Below are 23,299 nucleotides of genomic sequence, written 5' to 3'. Positions count from 1 at the left end.
CAAATCCGCAGGTCAGTCGGCAAGCCGTCTTGATCAAATCTCTGAAGCGCTGAAGGGGCCGCCGATATCGGGGCCACCTTCAGTGGCGGGCACTCAGCGTCGCTTGGCCATCTCGTTGATGAAACGATCGAACAGCGGCGCCACATCGTTCGGGCCCGGACTCGCTTCAGGGTGACCCTGGAAGCTGAATGCGCTCTTGTCGGTACGCTCGATGCCTTGCAGGGTGCCGTCGAACAGCGACTTGTGGATCGCCCGCACGTTGCCCGGCAGAGTGGTTTCGTCCACCGCAAAACCGTGGTTCTGGCTGGTGATCATCACTACACCGCTGTCCAGGTCCTGGACCGGGTGGTTGGCACCGTGGTGGCCGTGGCCCATCTTCACCGTCTTGGCGCCGGAGGCCAGTGCCAGCAGTTGGTGGCCCAAGCAGATACCGAAGACCGGGATCTCGGTTTCCAGCACGTCCTTGATCGCCTGGATGGCGTAATCGCAAGGCTCGGGGTCGCCAGGACCGTTGGACAGGAACACACCGTCAGGCTTGAGCGCCAGGACGTCGCTGGCCGGAGTTTGCGCAGGCACTACGGTCACGCGGCAACCGCGCTCGACCAGCATGCGCAGGATGTTCAGCTTGACGCCGTAGTCATAGGCAACCACGTGGTATGGCAACTCGGAAGCCTCGATGGTCGGATGACTGTCGGTCTTCAGGTTCCAGACGCTGGAACGCCACTCGTAGCTTTCCTTGGTGCTGACGACCTTCGCCAGATCCATGCCTTTCAGGCCAGGGAAGCCGCGCGCAGCGGCAATCGCCGCTTCGTCGGAGATATTGTCGCCAGCCATGATGCAGCCGTTCTGCGCGCCTTTTTCGCGCAGGATGCGCGTCAGGCGACGAGTGTCGATACCGGCGATCGCCACGACGTTGTTGGCTTTCAGGTAGTCGGACAGGGACAGGGTGTTACGCCAGTTGCTCGCAACCAGCGGCAGGTCGCGAATCACCAGACCGGCCGACCAGACACGATCGGACTCGGCGTCTTCCGGCGTGGTGCCGGTGTTGCCGATGTGCGGGTAGGTCAGGGTAACGATCTGTTGGGCGTAGGAAGGATCGGTAAGGATTTCCTGATAGCCGGTCATTGCGGTGTTAAACACCACCTCACCAACGGTCTGACCGTCGGCTCCAATGGCTTCGCCGCGAAAAATGCTGCCATCAGCAAGGGCGAGTATGGCTGGCTTAGTCAAGAAGACCTCCCGTAAATAAAGCCTGAAAGGGCGATCGCAGGTTGTAAAAAAGCGGAGTGACGTATGGACACGTCACCCCGCTTCTTCACCGAATTATTCTGCGCGCTTTTAGTGGACACACTAAAGCTGTAGCTTACAGAAAAAGGCTTTTTTGGTCCACCGCTAAAGAGCCTTAAAGGCAGAGGAATGCGACAGAACATCGCTTAGCGGGTAAAAACAGGGCTCAAGCGCGAAGCTTGGCCCTGTTTTGGATGCATCTCAACGCAGATCCAGCACATCCTGCATGTCATAAAGACCCGCCGGACGACCGTCCAGCCACAACGCAGCACGTACCGCGCCCTTGGCGAAAGTCATGCGGCTGGAGGCCTTGTGGACGATCTCCAGGCGCTCGCCCTCGGCAGCGAACAATACGGTGTGATCACCAACCACATCACCACCACGAACAGTGGCGAACCCAATGGTTTCACGCTCGCGGGCACCGGTATGGCCTTCGCGACCATAAACCGCGACCTTCTGCAGATCACGCCCCAGCGCATCGGCAATCACCTCGCCCATGCGCAACGCGGTACCCGAAGGCGCGTCGATCTTGTGCCGGTGATGCGCTTCGATGATTTCGATGTCCGCATCATCGCCCAGCACGCGAGCCGCCATGTCGAGCAGCTTCAGCGACAGGTTGACGCCAACGCTGAAGTTGGCGGCGAACACGATCGGAATATCCTTGCCCGCCTCGGCCAGCATCTGCTTTTCCTTGGCGCCCAGCCCCGTGGTACCGATTACCATGGCCTTGCCTGCCTTGCGGCAGAATGCCAGGTTCTTCAGCATCACTTCCGGAAGCGTGAAATCGATCAATACATCGAACTCATCGGCGACCTTTTCCAGGCTGTCGGACATCGGCACACCGATGCGCCCCAGCGATGCCAGCTCGCCAGCATCGGCACCAACCAACGAACTGCCAGGCCGCACGATGGCCGCGGTAAGCCCGGAGAGCGGCGAGCGCTGTTGCACAGCCTCCACCAGATTCTTGCCCATGCGCCCTGCGGCGCCCATTACAGCTATACGTCGCATGCAGCGCTCCTTACAGGTCACCGAAGAAGCGCTTCACGCCTTCGAACCAGCCAGTGGTTTTCGGCGAGTGGGTATTGTCATCCGCCAGGGAGCCACGCAGCTCTTCGAGCAGCTCACGCTGACGACGACTCAGGTTCACCGGAGTTTCCACCGCAACGCGGCACATCAAGTCGCCAGCGCCGCCACCACGAACCGGGGCAACACCCTTGCCGCGCACGCGGAACTGCTTGCCGGTCTGGGTCCCCTCAGGAATCTTCAACTTGACCCGACCATCCAGCGTCGGGATTTCCAGCTCGCCGCCCAGCGCCGCGTCAACGAAGCTGATAGGCACTTCACAGAACAGGTGCTTACCGTCGCGCTGGAAGATCGAGTGCTCACGCACATTGATCACCACATACAGGTCGCCCGTAGGGCCACCCTGGGTACCCGCCTCTCCTTCGCCGGACAAACGAATGCGGTCGCCGGTATCGACACCCGCCGGCACTTTCACCGACAGCGTCTTGTACTCTTCGACACGACCTTCGCCGTGGCAGGAATCGCACGGGTCGGAAATGATCTTGCCCTGGCCATGGCAACGCGGGCAGGTCTGCTGCACCGAGAAGAAGCCCTGCTGCATGCGCACTTGGCCGATACCGCCACAGGTCGGACAGGTAACAGGCGAGGAGCCTTTCTTCGCCCCCGAGCCATCGCAAGGCTTGCAGTTGACCAGCGTCGGAACGCGGATATTCACGGTGGTACCGCGCACCGCCTCTTCCAGGTTCAGCTCCAGGGTGTAGCGCAAGTCGCTGCCACGCTGAGCGCCGCCACGGGAGCCGCCACGACCACCACCAAAGAAATCACTGAAGACATCGCCAAAGATGTCGGAGAAGTTCTGGCCACCGAAACCGGCACCACCACCGCCCATACTCGGATCGACACCGGCATGACCGTACTGGTCATAAGCCGCGCGCTTGCTCGAGTCAGACAATACTTCGTAGGCCTCGTTGGCCTCTTTGAACATATCTTCCGACGCTTTGTCGTCGGGATTACGGTCAGGGTGGTGCTTCATCGCCAGGCGACGGTAAGCCTTTTTCAGGTCGGCTTCGCTCGAGCCTCGCTCCACACCCAATACTTCGTAATAGTCACGCTTTGCCATAAGTCTTCACACTCTTAAGGACGTTCGACAGCGCTCTCCTGAGCCTCGTCAAACTCGTTGAGCCCCAATACAGGCCCGGACCCAACTCACGTCAATTCAACGATCCTGGTCTTGGATAGACGACCAACAGACTGGCCGACAATTGCGGTAATCCCGAACGGAAAGCAGGAGCATTTCCGACCGTACCGCCAGCGCGCGAAAAGAGCCGCACGCCGTAAAAAATTCGCTTGCTCCAGACACGCCAACGCGGGAGCAAGCTCCCGCGCGGCGACATCCTACCAGTCACCGCACAAAGGCAGTCAACCGGCCGACCAACAAGCAGTCTTACTTGTGGTCTTTTACTTCTTCGAACTCGGCGTCGACGACGTCGTCGGCTTTCTCGGCCGACTCGGCCTGCGAAGCTGCGCCTTCTGCCGGCTGAGCCTGCTCGGCGTACATCTTCTGGGCAACCGGAGCCGACACTTTCGACAGTTCTTCGACCTTGGCGTCGATGGCAGCCTTGTCGTCGCCTTTGATAGCGGCTTCAAGGGCAACCACGGCAGCTTCGATCGCGGCCTTCTCTTCAGCGGTCACTTTGTCGCCCGCGTCAGCGATCATCTTGCGAGTCGAGTGAACCAGGGCATCGCCTTGGTTACGCGCGCTGGCCAGCTCTTCGAACTTGCGGTCTTCTTCGGCGTTGACTTCAGCATCACGAACCATCTGCTGAATTTCTTCCTCGGACAGACCGGAGTTGGCCTTGATCACGATCGACTGGGTCTTGCCGGTCGCCTTGTCTTTCGCACCTACGTGCAGGATGCCGTTGGCGTCGATGTCGAAGGTCACTTCGATTTGCGGTACGCCACGTGGAGCTGGTGGAATCTCGGCCAGGTCGAACTTGCCCAGGGACTTGTTCTGCGCGGCTTGCTTACGCTCGCCCTGCAGCACGTGAATGGTCACTGCGCCCTGGTTGTCGTCGGCAGTCGAGAACACTTGCGATTTCTTGGTAGGAATCGTGGTGTTTTTCTCGATCAGCGCGGTCATCACGCCGCCCATGGTTTCGATACCCAGGGTCAGCGGGCTGACGTCCAGCAGCAGTACGTCTTTCACGTCACCGGCCAATACCGCGCCCTGGATGGCAGCACCCATGGCGACAGCTTCGTCCGGGTTCACGTCCTTGCGTGCTTCCTTACCGAAGAAATCGGTCACCAGCTTCTGCACCAGCGGCATACGGGTCTGACCGCCGACCAGGATCACGTCGTCGATCTTGCTGACGTCGATACCGGCGTCTTTCATGGCGATGCGGCAAGGCTCGATGGTGCGCTGAACCAGGTCTTCAACCAGCGATTCCAGCTTGGCGCGGGAGATCTTCACGTTCAGGTGCTTAGGACCGGTGGCGTCTGCGGTGATGTACGGCAGGTTGACGTCGGTCTGCTGGCTCGAGGACAGCTCGATCTTGGCCTTTTCAGCGGCTTCTTTCAGACGTTGCATGGCCAGCGGGTCACCCTTGAGGTTCATGCCGCTTTCTTTCTTGAACTCGTCCACGAGGTAGTCGATCAGACGGATGTCGAAGTCTTCACCACCGAGGAAGGTGTCACCGTTGGTTGCCAGTACTTCGAACTGGTGCTCGCCATCGACTTCAGCGATTTCGATCACGGAAACGTCGAAGGTACCGCCACCCAGGTCATAAACGATCACGGTGTGATCGCCCTTGGCCTTGTCCATGCCGTAAGCCAGAGCGGCCGCGGTTGGTTCGTTGATGATACGTTTAACGTCCAGGCCCGCGATGCGGCCGGCGTCCTTGGTCGCCTGACGCTGGCTGTCGTTGAAGTAGGCTGGAACGGTGATCACCGCTTCGGTCACAGCCTCGCCGAGGTAGTCTTCGGCGGTCTTCTTCATTTTCTTGAGGATTTCAGCCGAGATCTGTGGCGGAGCCATTTTCTGGCCGTTCACTTCAACCCAGGCGTCGTTGTTGTCAGCCTTGACGATCTTGTAAGGGACCATCTGGATGTCTTTCTGTACGACTTCTTCGTCGAAACGACGACCGATCAGACGCTTCACCGCGTACAGGGTGTTATGCGGATTGGTCACTGCCTGACGCTTGGCCGACTGGCCAACCAGAATTTCGCCATCGTTGGCGTAAGCGATGATGGACGGCGTGGTACGCGCGCCTTCAGCGTTTTCGATAACCTTTACGTTGCCGTTTTCAAGAATGGAGACGCAGGAGTTGGTAGTCCCCAGGTCGATACCGATAATTTTGCCCATGTTAACTCTCCCGAAACTTTGGATTTTGTTGCCGCAGCAGTGGTGGCCGACTGCGGTAGCACTTAAACGCTTGGCCTATAAATGGGGGCCCTGTGCGCGATTTCAAGCCTTCTCGTCAATCGAAGGCGAAACCGGTGCAGGTGCCTTGCTGACCACGACCATGGCCGGGCGCAGCAGGCGACCGTTGAGCTGATAACCCTTCTGGAACACCTTGAGAACGCTGTTCGGCTCGACGTCGGCACTTTCCTGCATGGCCATCGCCTGGTGCTGTTCAGCGTTGAACGGTTCGCCGTGCGGATCGATCGCTTCCAGTTGATAACGCTTCAGGGTGTCCTGGAACATCTTCAGGGTCAGCTCGATACCTTCACGCATCGGGCGAATGCTTTCGTCGTCCGGGCTGGACAACTCAAGACCGCGCTCGAGGCTGTCGATCACCGGCAGCAGGTCGCCAGCAAAACGCTCGAGGGCGAATTTGTGAGCTTTTTCTACATCCTGCTCGGCACGGCGGCGGACGTTCTGCAGATCGGCCGCAACACGCAGTGCCTGATCCTGAGCGCCAGCCAACTGCTCTTCGAGCACTTGCACACGAGCCGCCAGATCTTCGCCCGAAGCCTCAGGGGCCTGATTGGCGTCGGGGTTTTGCGTGTCCAGCGTCTGTTCGTCAGCCATAAAATTCTCCTTTCAATATCGTCCGCGAGCTCAACTCACGCTTCTGCCCCGGTATATGGGGTCGCATTTTTCAGGTTCAAGGGCCGCGCCCTCGGCAAAAATCATTGCGCGAAGCAAAACGCCGCTCACCAACCATTCCCACACGCGATAAAAAAATCCGCCAAACAAGCGAATCGAGCTAAGCCCAAGCATTGTCAGCCGAAAACAAAACACTGTATAAATAACCAGACCTAAAGCTTGGGAGCGGCCTTTATGCTGGTGCACCTGTCCGTACACAACTACGCCATCGTTGAACATCTCGATCTGGAACTGGATCGCGGGATGAGCGTCATCACGGGTGAAACCGGCGCCGGCAAGTCGATCATGCTCGACGCCCTGGGACTGACCCTGGGTGATCGCGCCGACAGCGGCGTGGTACGCCCAGGCGCCGACAAGGCCGACATCCTCGCCACCTTCGATCTCGAAGACATCCCCGAGGCCCGCACCTGGCTCGCCGAACGCGACCTGGATAACGACAGCCCGTGCATCCTGCGCCGGGTCATCACCGCCGAAGGTCGTTCCCGCGGCTACATCAACGGTTCCCCCTGCCCGCTAGGCGACCTCAAGGCCCTCGGCGAACTGCTGATCGATATCCACAGCCAGCATGAACACCAGTCGCTACTGAAAACCGACACTCACCGCCGCCTGCTCGACGAGTACGCCGGCGCCACCGACCTGGCCCGCCAGGTATCGCTGGCGGCCCAGCGCTGGCGCCAGACCCGCCAGGAGCTAGAGCGCCTGTCCAACTCCGGGGACGAGCAGCGGGCTCGCCACCAGCTCCTCAGCTATCAGCTGGAAGAACTGGAGAACCTTGCCTTAGGCGAAAACGAACTCGAGCAACTGGAACTCGAACACAAGAACCTGACCAATGCCGAAAGCCTGCTGGGCATCTGCCGGCAGGTCGTCGAGCATTGCAGCGAAAGTGATTCGGGTAATGTCCTCAGCGCCCTGACAGTGAGCCTCAATCGCCTGTCGAGCATCGGCAACAGCTCCGGCGCCCTGGCGGAAGCTACCAACCTGCTGGCCAGCGCGCAGATCCAGGTCGAAGAGGCCGTCGGCGAACTGAATCGCTTCGTCGACCATTTCGATGCGGACCCGGCGCGCCTGCAACAACTGGAAGAGCGGCTGGACGCTATCTACACCCTGGCTCGCAAACACCGGATCCAGCCCACCGAGGTGGCGGCCATGCAGCAGAAACTGCTGGAGGAAATCGAAACCCTGGATGCCAACGACGAGTCCATCGAGCGCCTGGGCGACGAGTTGAAGTCCTTTGCCCGGCACTATCACGAAAAAGCCAGGGAGCTGAGCGAGCTGCGCCAGCAGGCGGCAACCAGCCTGGCCAGCGCCGTCGAACAGGAAATCCAGCGCCTGGGCATGCCCGGGGGCCGCTTCACCATCGAGCTGCGCGCCAACAGCAGCGACGAGCTGCAGCCCAACGGCCTTGAGCAGGTCGAGCTGCTGGTCAGCGCCAACCCCGGCCAGCCGCTCAAGGCCCTGGCCAAAGTGGCATCCGGAGGCGAGCTGTCGCGGATCAGCCTGGCGATCCAGGTGATTACCGCGCAAACCTCTCGCGTCCCGACCCTGGTATTCGACGAAGTGGACGTCGGCATCGGCGGCCCGACCGCGGAAATCGTCGGCCAGTTGCTACGCCGCCTCGGTGAGCGCGGACAAGTCTTGACGGTCACCCACTTGCCGCAGGTGGCAGCCCAGGGCCATCAACATCTTTTTGTGCACAAGGTGCGCGGCAGCGATGCGACTCACACCGCGGTTTCCAAACTGGGCAAGACCGAGCGGATCGAAGAGGTGGCACGCATGCTGGGCGGCATCGACCTGACCAAGGAGTCGCTGGCCCACGCGAAAAAAATGGTGGTTACCGCCAAGGCTTGACTCCCCGCCCCTTTAATAAAGAGCAGAAAGCACGAAGGCGACCCTTGGGTCGCCTTCGATCGTTTCGCGGACAGCATCCGCGCGACATGCTTATTTCTTCGTGCGTACGTACAGCACCAAGTTGTGATCCACCAACTCGAAGCCATGCTTCTCGACAATCGCCTTCTGAAGCTTCTCGATTTCTTCGTCGAAGAATTCGATCACTTCACCGGAATCCACGTTGACCATGTGGTCGTGGTGACCGCCGTCAGCCAGTTCGAATACAGCATGACCGCCATCAAAGTTGTGGCGTACCACAAGGCCTGCTGCTTCAAACTGGGTCAGAACACGGTAAACCGTGGCCAGACCGACATCCTCGCCAGCTTCCATCAGCGCCTTGTAAACATCCTCGGCGCTCATGTGTCGCTGCTCGGCGGAATCGAGCATTTGTAGAATTTTGACCCGTGGCAGAGTCACTTTAAGGCCGGCTTTACGTAGTTCGCTATTTTCAACCATGGTCAGCTTTCTCGCGGATGCTGCTTCGCAGCTTCTCTTAATGCGGGTATGATCGGGGTTTACGTTGTCCCAGCCAAGATAGTGGAAGTCGCCCACCGATGCAAAACACCAAGCTCTTGCTAACCAGTTTCACCTTCGTGGGACTGCTCGCACTCGCCGGTTGTTCATTCCCCGGGGTTTACAAAATCGACATCCAGCAGGGCAATGTCGTCACGCAGGACATGATAGACCAGTTACGCCCGGGAATGACCCGCCGGCAAGTACGGTTTATCATGGGCAACCCTCTGTTGACCGACACGTTCCACGCCGATCGCTGGGATTATCTGTACAGCCTGCAACCAGGTGGCGGTGAACGCCAGCAGGAGCGCGTCAGCGTTATCTTCAACGGTAACGACCAACTGGTCAGCCTTTCCGGTGACTTCATGCCTGGCGTAAGCCGCGACGAAGCCATCCTGGGCAAGGACAGCGGCACTACCGTGACCACCCCTGCCGCAAACGCCGAGCAGCCAAAACCGGAAAAACCGGCCAAGCCTGGCTCTCTGCTCGATCAGATCCAGAAGGACGTCGACAACGTCGAGACCGTTCCGGTGCCAACACCAGAACCTCTGGATACCTCGCCGCAATAATTTGTGGTGGAATAAAAAAGCCCGGCGAGCCCGGGCTTTTTGTTGTCTGTCGATTTGTTCAGGACTCTGAAGTACGAGCCCGGGCCTGCGCTGCCTTTGCCGCGCGCAGACGTCGAACCTCTTTGGGATCGGCCAGCAATGGACGGTAGATTTCGATGCGATCGTCCGCCCGAACCACCTGAGTCCCAGGGTCCGCAACTGCTTTGCCAAAGATCCCCAGTGGACAGCTGTCCAGGTCTAGCTCTGGAAATTGTGCACCTATTCCAGAGCTTTTCACTGCCGCACGGACAGTAGTCCCCGACGGCACAGCAACGCTGAGCAATAGCTGCCGGTCGACCGCGGCATACACCACCTCGACTTCAATCATGGGCTCAAGCATGCAGCTGTTTGGCCCGCTGACAAAACGCATCGACCAGGGTATTGGCCGCCTGATTGAACAGCGGCCCCAAGGTCGCGCGAACCAGTGGACCGGCATAGTCGAACGACAAATCCAGGCTGATCTTGCAGGCCTTCTCACCCAGCGGCTTGAAAACCCACACGCCGTGCAACTGGTTGAACGGCCCTTCTTCCAGGTTCATCTCGATCGACTGCCCCGGCACCAGGGTATTGCGCGTGACGAAATGCTGGCTGAGCCCGCCCTTGGCAACGGCCAGGCTGGCGCGCATCTGCACCTCGCTGCTCTCCAGCACTTCGGCCGACGAGCACCAGGGCAGAAACTCCGGGTAGCGCGCCACGTCATTGACCAGGTCGTACAAAAACTGCGCCGGATAAGGCAGCAGGGCCGAGCGTTGAATATGTGTCGTCATGTCAGCGTCATTTCCACAACTGGGCGGCAAACACTATAAGAATGCCGATGGGCGCCACATAGCGCATCAAAAACAGGGTGAGGGCAAAAAGCAGCGGGCTGCGAATCGACAGTTCATCACAAACCGCCTCGCGCCCCATCACCCAACCCGCGAACACCACAAAGCAGAGGCCACCCAAGGGCAACATGATCCGCGAGGTGAAGAAATCGATCACCCCGAAGAAATCCAGACCACCCGCCGCCCCCCATTGGTAGAGGTGGAAAGCCCCGCCTTCGTTCACGAAAAACTTGGCCTGCTGCCAGATATTGAAGGAGAACACCGTTCCCAATCCGACGAACCAGCAGGTAAACGCCAGCCAGAATGTCACCCAGCCACGACGGACTCGAGTCCGCTCCACCAGGTAAGCCACCATCGGCTCCAACAGCGAAATCGCCGAGCTCCAGGCGGCAATGGCCACCAGGACAAAAAACACCACGCCCATCAACTGGCCGAACGCCACATTACCAAAGGCAAAAGGCAAACTGACAAACATCAGCCCCGGACCTTCACTCGGGTTCAGCCCGGCGGCGAACACGATCGGGAACAGCGCCAGCCCCGCCAGCAGCGAAACGAAGGTATCCAGCAGCGCCACGCCGACAATAGTGCCGGAAATGGATGAATGCTTCGGCATGTAAGCGCCGTAGATCATGATGGAACCGACACCGACGCTCAGGGAAAAGAACGCATGCCCCATGGCCGGCAACAGGCCGTCAAGCAGCTTGTCGGTGCTGAAATCGAACATGAAATGCACGCCTTCCATGAAATGCCCGGTGGTCATGCTGTAACCCAGCAGAATCACCAGCATCACGAACAGCAGCGGCATCATGATCCGCAGGCTGCGCTCAAGCCCGGCCACCACCCCTTGGGCGATGACGGCCGCCGACAACAACATGAACAGCGTGTGCCACAGCGTCAGCCGCCAGGGGTCGGCGATCACCTTGCCGAAATAAGCGCCGACCTGATCCGCCGTCACACCCTGGAAATCGCCACGGCCCATATCGATGATGTAGTCCAGCGACCAACCACCAACCACGCTGTAAAAGGAAAGAATCAGTAGGGCGGTGATCATCCCGGCGAACGCGCCCCAGGACCACTTGGCCGAATGCCCGGCTTCCAGGGCCAGCGCCTTCAAGGCATTGGCCGGGCTTTGCCGGGCGCGACGTCCGATCAGGGTTTCCGCCAGCATTACCGGCACGCCGATCAGTGCGATGCAGGCCAGAAATACCAGGACAAAGGCGCCACCACCGTAGACGCCGACCATGTAAGGGAATTTCCAGATACTGCCCAGGCCCACGGCAGAACCAGTCGCAGCGAGTATGAAAACCCAGCGACTGGCCCAGCCGCCGTGGACAGAAACCTTGTCCGTCGACATCAAAAACGCGCCCAACCGAGAAAAAAGAGCGCGCATTGTCCGGGATTCACTCAACCTGCTCAAGCACGCAGCTTCACCGTAGCCGACACGCGTGCAACTGCCTATAATGCCGCCCCTATGGCTAAACAGAAGAAACACCCAACAGGGACCATCGCGCAAAATAAAAAGGCGCGTCACGATTACTTCATCGAACATCGGTTCGAGGCTGGCATGGTCCTGGCCGGCTGGGAAGTAAAGAGTCTGCGTGCAGGCAAGGCACAACTGGTCGACAGTTACGTGCTGCTCAAGGACGGCGAAGCCTGGCTGCTGGGCAGCCACTTCACGCCGCTGACCACCGCCAGCACCCATGTGATCGCCGACCCCGTGCGCTCGCGCAAACTGCTGCTCAACAAGCGCGAGCTGGAGAAGCTGTTCGCTGCCGTGCAGCAGAAGGGTTATGCCTGCGTGTGCCTGTCGCTCTACTGGAGCAAGCACATGGTCAAGTGCGAGATCGCACTCGGCAAGGGCAAGAAGGAATACGACAAGCGTCACACCGAACGCGAGCGCGACTCCGATCGCGAGCTGCATCGCGCGGTGCGCAACAAGGGCAAGGAAGAGTAACGCCCTTCTGCCTTGATGCCATGATCGCGAGCCAGCTCGTTCCTACCAGGAGCGAGCTGGCTCGCGATGAATCCCACCCAGACTAAATCCCCTTGCGCCGCTCCGCCCGGGCCACGCGCTGCACTTCCTGACGCACCTCTTCCAGCACTTCCTGCACATACAGAATGTGCCGGCTGGAGACTTCGCGCGCCTGCTCGGCACGCCCTTCGATAATTGCCTGGTACAGATCGCGATGCTGGCTGATCAGCATGTCGCGGGTTTCGCTGCGCTGCTTGTACATGCCGCCAATGTTGGTCACCACGTTGCGCTTGAGCAGATCGAACAGCCCCCGAATGGTGTGCAGCAATACGGCATTGTGGCTGGCCTCGGCAATCGCCAGGTGAAATTGCGCGTCCGCCGCACCCTCCTCCGCCCGGGTCGCATCGCCCGCCCGGGAATAGCAGTCCTGCAATTCCTCGAAGGCGGCCGTGAGCCGTTCACGGTCCACATCGGTGGCACGCAACGCAGCGTAATAGGCACATGAGGCTTCCAGGGTGTGGCGAAACTCCAGCAAGTCGCGCTGGGCTTCAGGATTGCTTTCCAACAACTGCAGCAGCGGATCGCTGAAGGTCGAACCCAGCGACTCCACCACATAGTTGCCGCCGCCCTGGCGACTGACCAGCAAGCCCTTGGCCGTCAGTTTCTGGATCGCCTCGCGCAACGAAGGCCGCGAGACACCGAACTGCTCCGCCAACGCACGCTCTGCCGGCAGGCGCTCACCGGACTTCAGCGTGCCCTCGAGGATCATCCCCTCGAGCCGCTCGACAATGTCGTCAGACAAACGGCGCTGACGAATCTGATCAAACCCCATAACTCACTCTCCACGATCCCGACCGCGCGCCGGGCTCTCTATTCTGGCCTATCGGGGCTGCGCCAGCACCTATCAGAACGCAAGTCGGCAAGCGGATCAGAAGTCATCTGCACCGCACCTTCGACAAAAATTTTAGGGCGGCAAATTGACACACCGCTCACAAGGCTTTTACCCTAGCCAACAGCGATTGTAAATTGGTATTACCAATTAACCAAATACGCTGACCAGTGCCTGACCAACAACAATTAGGGGCCACCCCATATGCAAACCTGGCAACAGCTCTACAGCCCGCTCGGCAGCCTCGGCCTGTCCGCCCTCGCCGCCGTCATCCCGATCGTCTTCTTCTTCCTGGCTCTGGCCGTGTTCCGTCTCAAAGGACACGTCGCCGGCAGCATCACCCTGGCGTTGTCGATCCTGGTGGCGATCTTCGCCTTCCAGATGCCTGCCGACATGGCGCTTGCCGCCGCTGGCTATGGATTTGCCTACGGCCTGTGGCCAATCGCCTGGATCATCGTCGCCGCCGTATTCCTCTACAAACTGACGGTCAAGAGCGGCCAGTTCGAGGTCATCCGCAGCTCGGTGCTGTCGATCACCGACGACCAGCGCCTGCAGGTGCTGCTGATCGGTTTCTGCTTCGGGGCCTTCCTCGAAGGCGCCGCCGGTTTCGGCGCGCCGGTCGCCATTACTGCCGCGCTGCTGGTGGGCCTGGGGTTCAACCCACTGTACGCCGCCGGCCTGTGCCTGATCGCCAACACCGCCCCGGTGGCCTTTGGCGCCCTGGGTATTCCGATCATCGTGGCTGGCCAGGTGACCGGCATCGATGCCTTCAAGATCGGCGCCATGACCGGTCGCCAACTGCCGCTGCTGTCGCTGTTCGTACCGTTCTGGCTGGTGTTCATGATGGACGGCCTGCGCGGTGTCAAAGAGACCTGGCCCGCAGCCCTGGTGGCCGGCCTGAGCTTTGCCGTGACCCAGTACTTCACCTCGAACTTCATCGGCCCGGAACTGCCGGATATCACCTCGGCCCTGGCCAGCCTGATTGCCCTGACCCTGTTCCTCAAGGTCTGGCAACCCAAGCGTTCGTTCGCCGCGGCCACCGCCAGCGTCGGCGCCGCGGTCGTGCAGAATGGTGGCTTCGGCCAGCCACGCACGACTCAACCTTCGCCTTACAGCTTCGGTGAAATCTTCAAGGCCTGGTCGCCGTTCCTGATCCTCACCGTGCTGGTCACCATCTGGACCCTCAAGCCGTTCAAGGCGATGTTCGCCGCTGGCGGCTCGATGTACAGCTGGGTATTCAACTTCGCGATTCCGCACCTGGACCAACTGGTGATCAAGAGCGCGCCGATCGTCGCCACCCCGACCGCGATTCCGGCGGTGTTCAAGCTCGACCCGATTTCCGCGACCGGCACGGCGATTTTCTTCTCCGCGCTGATCTCGATGCTGGTGCTGAAGATCGATTTCAAAACTGGTCTGACCACTTTTAAAGAGACCTTCTACGAACTGCGCTGGCCGATCCTGTCCATCGGCATGGTGCTGGCCTTCGCCTTCGTCACCAACTATTCCGGCATGTCTTCGACCATGGCCCTGGTGCTGGCCGGCACGGGCGCGGCGTTCCCGTTCTTCTCGCCGTTCCTCGGCTGGCTGGGGGTGTTCCTGACCGGTTCGGACACTTCGTCCAACGCCCTGTTCAGCTCGCTGCAAGCCACCACCGCGCACCAGATCGGCGTCAACGACACCCTGCTGGTGGCGGCCAACACCAGCGGCGGCGTGACCGGCAAGATGATCTCGCCGCAATCGATCGCCGTGGCTTGCGCCGCCACCGGCCTGGTGGGCAAGGAATCGGACCTGTTCCGCTTTACCCTCAAGCACAGCCTATTCTTTGCCACCATCGTCGGCCTGATCACCCTGGCCCAGGCCTACTGGTTCACCGGCATGCTGGTGCACTGATAGCAACACCGAAAGAACCGACGCCGGACCACACGTGCGGCGTCTGCAACTCACAACCCGGTCTGCAAGGCTGCTGAAAGCTTGTCTCTCTATATTCAGCAGCCGCGGCAGACGGATAACCGGGACCACCCGGAGACACGCCTGATGAGCGAGCTTTTTTACAACGCCGTGCCTAATGCGACCCGTGTCGCACCGCCCTTGGCCGAACCGCGCCAGTACCCCAGCGAGAAACCGTCGCGGGTCTACCTGTTCGGCACCTGCGTGGTCGACCTGTTCTACCCCGAAGCCGGGATGGATGCGATTCACCTGCTCGAGCGCGAAGGCATTCGCGTGGAGTACCCGCAAGGGCAAAGCTGCTGCGGACAACCGGCCTACACCTCGGGTTACACCGAGCAGGCGCGCACCGTGGCCCGCTCGCAACTGGCGCTGTTCGCCGGCGACTATCCGGTGGTGGTGCCGTCGGGTTCCTGCGCGGGGATGATTCGCGAGCACTACGCGGACTTGTTCAAGGATGAGCCGCAGACTTTGAAGCAGGTGCAGGCCCTGGCCGAACGCACCTACGAGCTGGCGGAGTTCCTGTTGCACGTATGCAAGGTGCAGCTCAAGGACAGTGGCGAACCGGTCAAGGTGGCGTTGCACACCTCCTGCTCGGCACGGCGCGAGATGAACACCCACCTGCACGGTCGTGAGCTGCTGGCACAACTGGGCAACGTGGAGCGGGTAGAACACGACCACGAAAGCGAATGCTGTGGCTTTGGCGGGACTTTCAGCGTCCGAATGCCGGACATCTCCGGCGCGATGGTCGCGGACAAGACCCGCGCGCTGAAGGAATCCGGCGCCCACCAGGTGCTGAGCGCCGACTGCGGCTGCTTGATGAACATCAACGGCTCGCTGGAGAAACAACGGGAAGCGCTGCGCGGCCAACACCTGGCCAGCTTCCTCTGGCAGCGTACCGGAGGTGCCGCATGAGCGCCCCGGAGCTAATTCCGACCCTGACCCTGTCGGACGATTTTCGTACCCGGGCCCACCAGGCCCTGGGTGACCAACAACTGCGAAACAACTTTCGCAGTGCCATGGATTCCCTCATGGCCAAACGTGCGGCGTCGTTCAGCGATGCCCACGAACGCGAACACCTGCGAGCCCTGGGCAATGCGATCAAGGCCCGTGCGTTATCCAAGCTGCCCGACCTGCTCGAGCAACTTGAACAGAACCTGACCCGCAACGGTGTGACAGTGCACTGGGCGGAAACGGTGGACGAGGCCAATGGCATCGTCCTCTCGATCATCCGGGCTCACGAGGCGCGGCAAGTGATCAAGGGCAAATCGATGGTCAGCGAAGAGATGGAGATGAACCATGTCCTCGCTGAACAAGGCATTGAATGCCTTGAGTCGGACATGGGCGAGTTCATCGTCCAGCTCGACCACGAGAAGCCTTCACACATAATCATGCCGGCGATCCACAAGAACGCCGGTCAGGTCGCGTCCTTGTTCCACGACAAACTCGGCGTGGAGTACACCAAGGACGTTGACCAACTCATTCAGATCGGTCGCAGGGTCCTGCGGCAGAAATTCTTCGAAGCGGACATCGGCGTCTCCGGCGTCAACTTCGCCGTGGCCGAAACCGGCACCCTGCTGCTGGTGGAAAACGAAGGCAACGGCCGCATGTCCACCACGGTGCCGCCGGTGCACATCGCCGTCACCGGCATCGAGAAAGTCGTCGAGAACCTGCGCGACGTGGTGCCGCTGCTGTCGCTGCTGACCCGCTCGGCGCTGGGCCAGCCGATCACCACCTACGTCAACATGATCTCCGGCCCGCGCCAGGAGCATGAGCTGGACGGCCCGCAGCAAGTGCACCTGGTGCTGCTCGACAACGGCCGCAGCCAGGCCTTCGCCGACAGCGAATTGCGCCAGACCCTGAACTGCATCCGCTGCGGCGCCTGCATGAACCATTGCCCGGTCTACACCCGCATCGGCGGCCACGCCTACGGCGAGGTCTACCCCGGCCCGATCGGCAAGATCATCACCCCGCACATGGTCGGCCTGGCCAAGGTGCCAGACCATCCGAGCGCGTCTTCGCTGTGCGGCGCCTGCGGCGAAGTGTGTCCGGTGAAGATCCCGATCCCGAGCCTGCTGCGCCGCCTGCGCGAAGAGAACGTCAAGGCCCCGGACAGCCCCCATCAGGTGATGCGCGGCCAGGGCAGCAAGTACTCGCGCAAGGAACGTTTCATCTGGAACGCCTGGGCCAGGCTCAACAGTTCGCCGACCCTGTATCGCCTGTTCAGCCTGGCGGCCACCCGCCTGCGCGCGCTGACCCCGAGCAATGTCGGCCCCTGGACGCAAAACCACAGCGCACCGAAACCCGCCGCCCGGTCCTTGCACGACCTGGCCCGCGAGCATCTGGCCAAACAGGGAGAACGTCGATGAGCGCCAAACAGAACATCCTCGGCAAGCTGCGCAGCAGCCTGACCGGTACCACGCCGATTGTGGATAACTTCGATGAGGCGCTGGTCACCGAGCCTTATACCTACAGCCCGGAACAGCGCATCCCGCAGCTGCGCAAGCAGATGGAAGCGGTGCACACCGAGATTCACCAGACCACCGCCCAGGACTGGCCGGCGCTGCTCGCCCGCCTGCTGGGCGAGCGCCAGTTGCCGAGCCTGCTGATCGCCCCGACCACGCCCCATGGCCAGCGCGTCAGCCAATACTGGGCCGAGCATCCCGGGCTGCCGACGTTGAAGGCCTACGATCGGCCGATCGAGGAATGGAAAGCCGAGCTGTTCAACGACACCCCGGCCAGCCTCACCACCACCCTCGGCGCCATCGCCGCCACTGGCAGCCTGATCCTCTGGCCGACCCGCGAAGAGCCGCGGCTGATGAGCCTGGTGCCGCCGGTGCATTTCGCCCTGCTCAAGGCCAGCGAGATCCGCGACAACTTCTATCAGGTCCAGCAGGAATACGCCTGGGCCCAGGGCATGCCGACCAACGCCCTGCTGGTGTCCGGCCCGTCGAAGACCGCCGATATCGAGCAGGTCCTGGCCTACGGCGCCCACGGCCCGAAAGACCTGGTGGTGCTGATCCTGGAGGACCAATGAGTCTACCGGCGGCTTTTCTGCGTGATGCGCAACAACTGATTCCCCAGGAGCGGCGTTTCGACGATCCGCTCTCCACCCTGGCCTTCGGCACCGACGCGAGTTTTTATCGGCTGATTCCGCAACTGGTGATCCGCGTCGAGTCCGAAGACGAAGTGGTGGCCCTGCTCAAACTGGCCCAGCGCGACCGGGTGCCAGTGACCTTCCGCGCCGCCGGCACCAGCCTGTCGGGACAGGCCATCAGCGACTCGGTGCTGTTGGTGCTCGGCGACAACTGGAATGCCCGCGAGATCCGCGACCAGGGCCAGCAGATCCGCCTGCAACCGGGGGTAATCGGCGCCCAGGCCAACGCCTGGCTGGCGCCGTTCGGGCGCAAGATCGGCCCCGACCCGGCCTCGATCAACGCCTGCAAGATCGGCGGCATAGTCGCCAACAATGCCAGCGGCATGTGCTGCGGCACCGCGCAAAACACCTATCACACCCTGGCCGGCCTGCGTCTGGTGCTGGCCGACGGCACCCGCCTGGACACCGAAGACGCCGCCAGCGTCGCGGCCTTTCGCGCCAGCCACGGCGAGCTGCTGGAACGCCTGGCCAGCCTGGGCCGCGAGACCCGCGCCAACAGCGAACTGGCGGCGAAGATCCGCCACAAGTACCGCCTGAAAAACACCACCGGCCTGTCCCTCAACGCCCTGGTGGATTTCGATGAGCCGCTGGACATCCTCAGCCACCTGCTGGTGGGCTCCGAGGGCACCCTGGGCTTTATCAGCGCGGTGACCTACGACACGGTGATCGACCACCCAAACAAGGCCTCGGCACTGATCGTCTTCCCGGATGTGGAAACCTGCTGCAACGCGGTGACCGTGCTGAAAAGCCAGCCGGTATCCGCCGTGGAACTGCTGGATCGCCGCAGCCTGCGCTCGGTGCAGGACAAACCCGGGATGCCAGCCTTCGTCCAGCAGCTGTCCGCCAATGCCTGCGCGCTGCTGATCGAATCCCGCGCCGCGTCTTCCGCGCTGTTGCAGGAACAACTGGCGCAGATCATGGCGTCCCTCGCCGCTTTCCCGGTGGAGAAGCAGGTCGACTTCACCGAAGACCCGAAGGAAAACGCCAAGCTCTGGGCGATCCGCAAGGACACCTTCCCCGCCGTTGGCGCGGTGCGCAAGACCGGCACCACGGTGATCATCGAAGACGTGACCTTCCCGGTGGAACAGCTGGCCATCGGCGTCAATCGCCTGATCGCGCTGTTCGATAAACATCACTACGACGAGGCGATCCTGTTCGGCCATGCGCTGGAGGGCAACCTGCATTTCGTCTTCACCCAGGGCTTCAACAGCGCCGAGGAAGTGACGCGCTACCAGGCCTTCATGGATGACGTGGCGCAACTGGTGGCGGTGGAGTTCGGCGGCTCGCTCAAGGCCGAACACGGCACCGGGCGCAATATGGCGCCCTTCGTCGAGCTGGAATGGGGCAGCGATGCCTACCAGTTGATGTGGCAACTCAAGCGCCTGCTCGACCCCAACGGCATCCTCAACCCGGACGTGGTGCTCAGCGCAGACCCGCAGATCCACCTCAAGCACCTCAAGCCGCTGCCGGCGGCCGACGAGATTGTGGATAAGTGCATCGAGTGCGGCTTCTGCGAACCGGTATGCCCATCCAAGGGGCTGACCCTGAGCCCACGCCAGCGCATCGTGATCTGGCGCGATATCCAGGCGCGCAAACGCGCCGGCGTCGACACCAGGGAACTGGAAGCGGCCTATCAATACCAGGGCCTCGACACCTGCGCCGCCACCGGCCTGTGCGCCCAGCGCTGCCCGGTGGGCATCAACACCGGCGAGCTGGTGAAGAAACTGCGCAGCCAGCACGCCACCCACGCCAAGGCGGCCGATTGGATTGGCTCGCATTTCGCCGCCACCTTGCAGGGCGCGCGGTTCACCCTACATGTGGCCAACGGTGCGCGGATGCTGCTGGGGGCGCCACGCCTGGCCAGGGTTTCGGCGACGCTGAGCAAACTGTCCAAGGGCCAGGTGCCGCAATGGACCAGCGCCATGCCGCAGCCGGAACGGGCCATTCGTTTCAGCCCGGCGGTCAGCGACCAGCGGCCACGGGTGGTCTATCTGGCGGCCTGTGTGTCGCGGGTCATGGGCCCGGCGGCCGGGGACAACGAGCAAAGCTCGCTCTACGACAAGACCCGCGGCCTGCTGGAAAAAGCCGGTTACCAGGTGGTGATCCCGGACAACATGGAGAACCTGTGCTGTGGCCAGCCGTTCGCCTCCAAGGGCTACGCGGAACAGGCCGAGCACAAGCGCCAGGAACTGATCGGCGCCCTGCTCCACGCCAGCCGCGGCGGCCTCGATCCGATCTACTGCGACACCAGCCCCTGCACCCTGCGCCTGGTGCAGGACCTGGGCGACGTACGCCTGGACCTGTACGACCCGGTGCGCTTCATCCGCACCCACCTGATGGACAAGCTCGAATTCACCCCTCAGGAAGCGCCGGTCGCCGTGCACGTCACCTGTAGCACCCAACACCTGGGCGAGAGCCAAGCGCTGATCGATCTGGCGCGGCGTTGCAGCAACAACGTGGTGATCCCGGAAGGCATCCATTGCTGCGGATTCGCCGGCGACAAGGGCTTCACCACGCCCCAACTCAACGCCCACGCCCTGCGCAGCCTCAAGGACGCGGTGCAGTATTGCAGCGAAGGCATCTCCACCAGCCGCACCTGTGAAATCGGCCTGAGCCAGCATGGCGGGATCGATTATCACGGACTGGTGTACCTGGTGGATCGGGTGACGCGGGCCCGGCAAGCCTGATCGGCACGGCAAAAAAGGGGGCGTTTCGCCCCTTTTTTGTACCTGGATGTGCAGTGACGCCGGTCAGAAAAATAGAACCCTGCCCCGGCACCGCAGTCCACAGATCGAGCTTCCCAAAACGGGAGTTTCCCGAGAACTCGGCAGTCCGTGCTGATGGCCAGCAGCGCTAGGCCCTTCAGCTCAAGGAGACGCATATGAAACGTTCTGTACTGTCAGGCCTGTTCGTCACCGCTTCGCTCCTGGCCTCCCCCAGCTTCGCCGGGAACCAGGAAGACCTGTGCCAGATGAATCTGCAAACCATCCGCGACGCCCGGACCAGCATCCAGGCCGCGGACCTGCAGGCCAACATCGACGCCACCGTGCAACAAGCCCAGGCAGCCCAGGCGAAAAACACCGAGGAAGGCACCAAGGAATGCATCGCCCTGACCACCCGCGCGATCCAGAGCATCCAGAACAGCGCCAAGGGCGAACACTGATACACGCAAGGCCAGCCTTCGGGATGGCCTTGCGGGCCATTTTGGCGTAGACTCTACAAACCTGCTGGTAATGCACAGCAGGTTCGGGGCCGTTTAGGATTCGACGCCGGTTGCGAAACTTTAGGTGCATGCCGAGTTGGTAACAGAACTCGTAAATCCACTGTTGCAACTTCCTATAGTTGCCAATGACGAAACCTACGGGGAATACGCTCTCGCTGCGTAAGCGGCGCTAGCCTTCCTTCTGGTACCTTCGGGTCCAGCAATCATCAGGGGATGTCTGTAAACCCGAAATGATTGTCATACAGAACAGAATCGCCGTGCAGTACGTTGTGGACGAAGCGGCTAAAACTTACACAACTCGCCCAAAGCACCCTGCCCGTCGGGTCGCTGAGGGTTAACTCAATAGACACGGCTACGCATGTAGTACCGACAGCGGAGTACTGGCGGACGGGGGTTCAAATCCCCCCGGCTCCACCACTTCATCATCTAAAGACGTCCACGGACGTCTTTTTTTGTGCCTGAAATCCAGTAAATACGGGGGTTTCAGCTCTTTTGGGGGCTTTGGAGGATTTCTGAGTTCCAGGCGCTTTGGTATCCCAGGTGGTATCCTGGACTACCAAATGCTATTTTCAGGATACCAAAACGGTGCTGGAGGTAGCCCCCATGCCTACTAACGCAACCCGCCTCTCCGATCGCCAGCTCAAGGCAGTCAAGGCAACTGGTAAAGACTTCGTCCTCAGCGACGGCGATGGCTTGCAGCTTCGAGTACGCGCGAGCGGCTCGATGATGTGGAATTTCAATTACCGCGAGCCGTTTACCAGAAGCCGTATCAACATGGCGCTTGGTCCATACCCCGACCTCTCGTTAGCCAACGCCCGGAAGAAAGCCGCAGAGGCGCGTGAGTTGCTTGCTTTGGGCACTGATCCCAAAACCCAGCGTGATGAGGTAAGGCAAGCCAAACTTGCTGAGACTGAACACACGTTCGAGAAGGTGGCCACTGCCTGGTTCGAGCTGAAGAAAGACTCCGTAACCAAAGCCTACGCCGAAGACATTTGGAGATCGCTGACGCTCCATGTTTTCCCAAGCATGAAAACAACGCCGCTCTCTCAAATCACTGCTCCGATGGTTATCAAGATCCTTCGCCCAATCGAGGCCAAAGGGAGCCTCGAAACCGTGAAACGATTGAGCCAACGACTCAACGAGATCATGACCTACGGGGTCAACGCTGGGCTGATATTTGCGAACCCCCTCAATGGAATTCGGGCGGTGTTCAAGAAACCCAAGAAAGAGAACATGGCTGCGCTACCACCTGAGGAGCTTCCCGAGCTCATGATGGAAATCGCGAACGCCAGCATCAAGCGCACGACCCGCTGCCTGATCGAATGGCAGTTGCACACGATGACCCGTCCTGCCGAAGCAGCTACCACACGATGGGCAGATATCGACTTCGACAAGCGCATTTGGACCATTCCGCCAGAGCGCATGAAAAAGCGTCGGCCGCACACAATCCCTCTTACCGATCAGGCACTTTCGTTACTGGAGACGCTCAAGCAACTCAGCGGTAACAGAGAGTACGTGTTCCCCTCAGATAGAAACCCCCGCACCCATGCCAATAGCCAGACCGCCAACATGGCGTTGAAGCGCATGGGCTTTCAGGACCGTCTAGTCAGCCACGGCTTGCGCTCGATGGCGAGCACCATCCTGAATGAGCATGGCTGGGATCCGGAGCTGATCGAGGTCGCGCTGGCGCATGTCGACAAGGACGAAGTTCGTAGCGCCTACAACCGAACGGATTACATTGAACGCCGGCGTCCGATGATGGCCTGGTGGAGTGAACATATCCAGAAGGCGGCCATCGGCAGCCTGTCGGCATCGGCCATCAATCAAACCAGAGATCGCAACGTCGTACCGATTCGCTGAACAT

At 60.9% G+C, this 23,299-nt stretch carries 20 protein-coding genes and 1 other RNA gene; 11 read left to right on the top strand and 10 right to left on the bottom strand.

The window, feature by feature from the left end; all coding sequences use genetic code 11:
- Window positions 1-93: 93 nt before the first annotated feature.
- The 5 genes from carA to grpE form a co-directional block, all read right to left on the bottom strand.
- Window positions 94-1,230 carry a glutamine-hydrolyzing carbamoyl-phosphate synthase small subunit gene (gene carA / locus C4K38_RS04240; RefSeq protein WP_053277406.1) on the bottom strand — a complete coding sequence of 379 codons (1,137 nt, stop codon included), beginning with the start codon at window positions 1,228-1,230 and terminating at the stop codon, window positions 94-96.
- A 258-nt stretch (window positions 1,231-1,488) separates the two neighbouring features.
- Entirely contained in the window at window positions 1,489-2,295 is an 807-nt protein-coding gene (gene dapB / locus C4K38_RS04235) for a 4-hydroxy-tetrahydrodipicolinate reductase (protein ID WP_053277405.1), read from the bottom strand.
- Window positions 2,296-2,305: 10 nt separating this feature from the next.
- Window positions 2,306-3,430, bottom strand: a complete 1,125-nt coding sequence (dnaJ, locus tag C4K38_RS04230) for a molecular chaperone DnaJ (protein ID WP_053277404.1) — start codon at window positions 3,428-3,430, stop codon at window positions 2,306-2,308.
- 324 nt (window positions 3,431-3,754) lie between these two features.
- Window positions 3,755-5,671 (bottom strand): molecular chaperone DnaK, encoded by a 1,917-nt coding sequence (dnaK, locus tag C4K38_RS04225; RefSeq protein ID WP_009042117.1) that lies wholly within the window; start codon window positions 5,669-5,671, stop codon window positions 3,755-3,757.
- 102 nt (window positions 5,672-5,773) lie between these two features.
- The gene (gene grpE / locus C4K38_RS04220; RefSeq protein ID WP_053277403.1) at window positions 5,774-6,340 is read right to left on the bottom strand and encodes a nucleotide exchange factor GrpE; all 567 of its coding nucleotides are present in this window, start codon (window positions 6,338-6,340) and stop codon (window positions 5,774-5,776) included.
- Between the two features lie 252 nt (window positions 6,341-6,592).
- Here grpE and recN point away from each other — a divergent pair, with 252 nt between their 5' ends.
- Window positions 6,593-8,266, top strand: coding sequence for a DNA repair protein RecN (gene recN, locus C4K38_RS04215; RefSeq protein WP_053277402.1), 1,674 nt, complete (start codon window positions 6,593-6,595; stop codon window positions 8,264-8,266).
- Window positions 8,267-8,356: 90 nt separating this feature from the next.
- On the opposite strand, the gene fur is transcribed toward recN, so the two are convergent.
- Complete coding sequence (gene fur / locus C4K38_RS04210) at window positions 8,357-8,761, bottom strand: ferric iron uptake transcriptional regulator (RefSeq protein ID WP_007920840.1); 405 nt, start codon at window positions 8,759-8,761, stop codon at window positions 8,357-8,359.
- 98 nt (window positions 8,762-8,859) lie between these two features.
- Here fur and C4K38_RS04205 point away from each other — a divergent pair, with 98 nt between their 5' ends.
- Window positions 8,860-9,387 (top strand): outer membrane protein assembly factor BamE, encoded by a 528-nt coding sequence (locus C4K38_RS04205; protein ID WP_025810030.1) that lies wholly within the window; start codon window positions 8,860-8,862, stop codon window positions 9,385-9,387.
- Window positions 9,388-9,445: 58 nt separating this feature from the next.
- Here the strand turns inward: C4K38_RS04205 and C4K38_RS04200 are convergent, their stop codons facing one another.
- The 3 genes from C4K38_RS04200 to C4K38_RS04190 are packed head-to-tail and all read right to left on the bottom strand — an operon-like array spanning window position 9,446 to window position 11,604.
- Window positions 9,446-9,766, bottom strand: a complete 321-nt coding sequence (locus C4K38_RS04200; RefSeq protein WP_053277401.1) for an RnfH family protein — start codon at window positions 9,764-9,766, stop codon at window positions 9,446-9,448.
- Complete coding sequence (locus C4K38_RS04195) at window positions 9,759-10,193, bottom strand: type II toxin-antitoxin system RatA family toxin (RefSeq protein WP_053277400.1); 435 nt, start codon at window positions 10,191-10,193, stop codon at window positions 9,759-9,761. Before C4K38_RS04195 ends, C4K38_RS04200 begins: the two co-directional genes overlap by 8 nt.
- Before the next feature lie 7 nt (window positions 10,194-10,200).
- A complete protein-coding gene (locus C4K38_RS04190) occupies window positions 10,201-11,604 on the bottom strand; it encodes a sodium-dependent transporter (RefSeq protein ID WP_053277399.1) in 1,404 nt (467 codons plus the stop codon).
- Window positions 11,605-11,721: 117 nt separating this feature from the next.
- Here C4K38_RS04190 and smpB point away from each other — a divergent pair, with 117 nt between their 5' ends.
- Window positions 11,722-12,204 (top strand): SsrA-binding protein SmpB, encoded by a 483-nt coding sequence (gene smpB / locus C4K38_RS04185; protein ID WP_009042112.1) that lies wholly within the window; start codon window positions 11,722-11,724, stop codon window positions 12,202-12,204.
- Window positions 12,205-12,286: 82 nt separating this feature from the next.
- Here the strand turns inward: smpB and C4K38_RS04180 are convergent, their stop codons facing one another.
- Entirely contained in the window at window positions 12,287-13,054 is a 768-nt protein-coding gene (locus C4K38_RS04180; RefSeq protein ID WP_053277398.1) for an FCD domain-containing protein, read from the bottom strand.
- Window positions 13,055-13,315: 261 nt separating this feature from the next.
- On the opposite strand from C4K38_RS04180, the gene C4K38_RS04175 reads away from it, so the two are divergent.
- The 8 genes from C4K38_RS04175 to C4K38_RS04140 all read left to right on the top strand — a co-directional run bounded on the left by C4K38_RS04175 (window position 13,316) and on the right by C4K38_RS04140 (window position 23,295).
- On the top strand, window positions 13,316-15,001 hold the full coding sequence (locus tag C4K38_RS04175) for a lactate permease LctP family transporter (protein WP_053277397.1): 1,686 nt from the start codon (window positions 13,316-13,318) through the stop codon (window positions 14,999-15,001).
- A 144-nt stretch (window positions 15,002-15,145) separates the two neighbouring features.
- A complete protein-coding gene (locus C4K38_RS04170) occupies window positions 15,146-15,970 on the top strand; it encodes a (Fe-S)-binding protein (protein WP_028681631.1) in 825 nt (274 codons plus the stop codon).
- Window positions 15,967-17,424 carry a LutB/LldF family L-lactate oxidation iron-sulfur protein gene (locus C4K38_RS04165; RefSeq protein ID WP_053277396.1) on the top strand — a complete coding sequence of 486 codons (1,458 nt, stop codon included), beginning with the start codon at window positions 15,967-15,969 and terminating at the stop codon, window positions 17,422-17,424. The genes C4K38_RS04170 and C4K38_RS04165 overlap by 4 nt, the downstream gene beginning before the upstream one ends.
- The gene (locus C4K38_RS04160) at window positions 17,421-18,092 is read left to right on the top strand and encodes a LutC/YkgG family protein (protein ID WP_053277395.1); all 672 of its coding nucleotides are present in this window, start codon (window positions 17,421-17,423) and stop codon (window positions 18,090-18,092) included. The genes C4K38_RS04165 and C4K38_RS04160 overlap by 4 nt, the downstream gene beginning before the upstream one ends.
- Window positions 18,089-20,899, top strand: a complete 2,811-nt coding sequence (locus tag C4K38_RS04155; protein ID WP_053277394.1) for an FAD-binding and (Fe-S)-binding domain-containing protein — start codon at window positions 18,089-18,091, stop codon at window positions 20,897-20,899. Before C4K38_RS04160 ends, C4K38_RS04155 begins: the two co-directional genes overlap by 4 nt.
- A 194-nt stretch (window positions 20,900-21,093) precedes the next feature.
- The gene (locus C4K38_RS04150) at window positions 21,094-21,375 is read left to right on the top strand and encodes a PA2433 domain-containing protein (RefSeq protein WP_053277393.1); all 282 of its coding nucleotides are present in this window, start codon (window positions 21,094-21,096) and stop codon (window positions 21,373-21,375) included.
- An 85-nt stretch (window positions 21,376-21,460) separates the two neighbouring features.
- Window positions 21,461-21,852, top strand: a transfer-messenger RNA (tmRNA) gene (gene ssrA, locus C4K38_RS04145).
- 186 nt (window positions 21,853-22,038) lie between these two features.
- Window positions 22,039-23,295, top strand: coding sequence for an integrase domain-containing protein (locus C4K38_RS04140; protein ID WP_053277392.1), 1,257 nt, complete (start codon window positions 22,039-22,041; stop codon window positions 23,293-23,295).
- The last annotated feature ends 4 nt before the right edge of the window (window positions 23,296-23,299 follow it).

The organism is Pseudomonas chlororaphis subsp. piscium (genome assembly GCF_003850345.1).
GTDB classification, from domain to species: Bacteria; Pseudomonadota; Gammaproteobacteria; order Pseudomonadales; family Pseudomonadaceae; genus Aquipseudomonas; species Aquipseudomonas piscium.
This window is presented reverse-complemented; position numbering and strand designations above follow the sequence as displayed.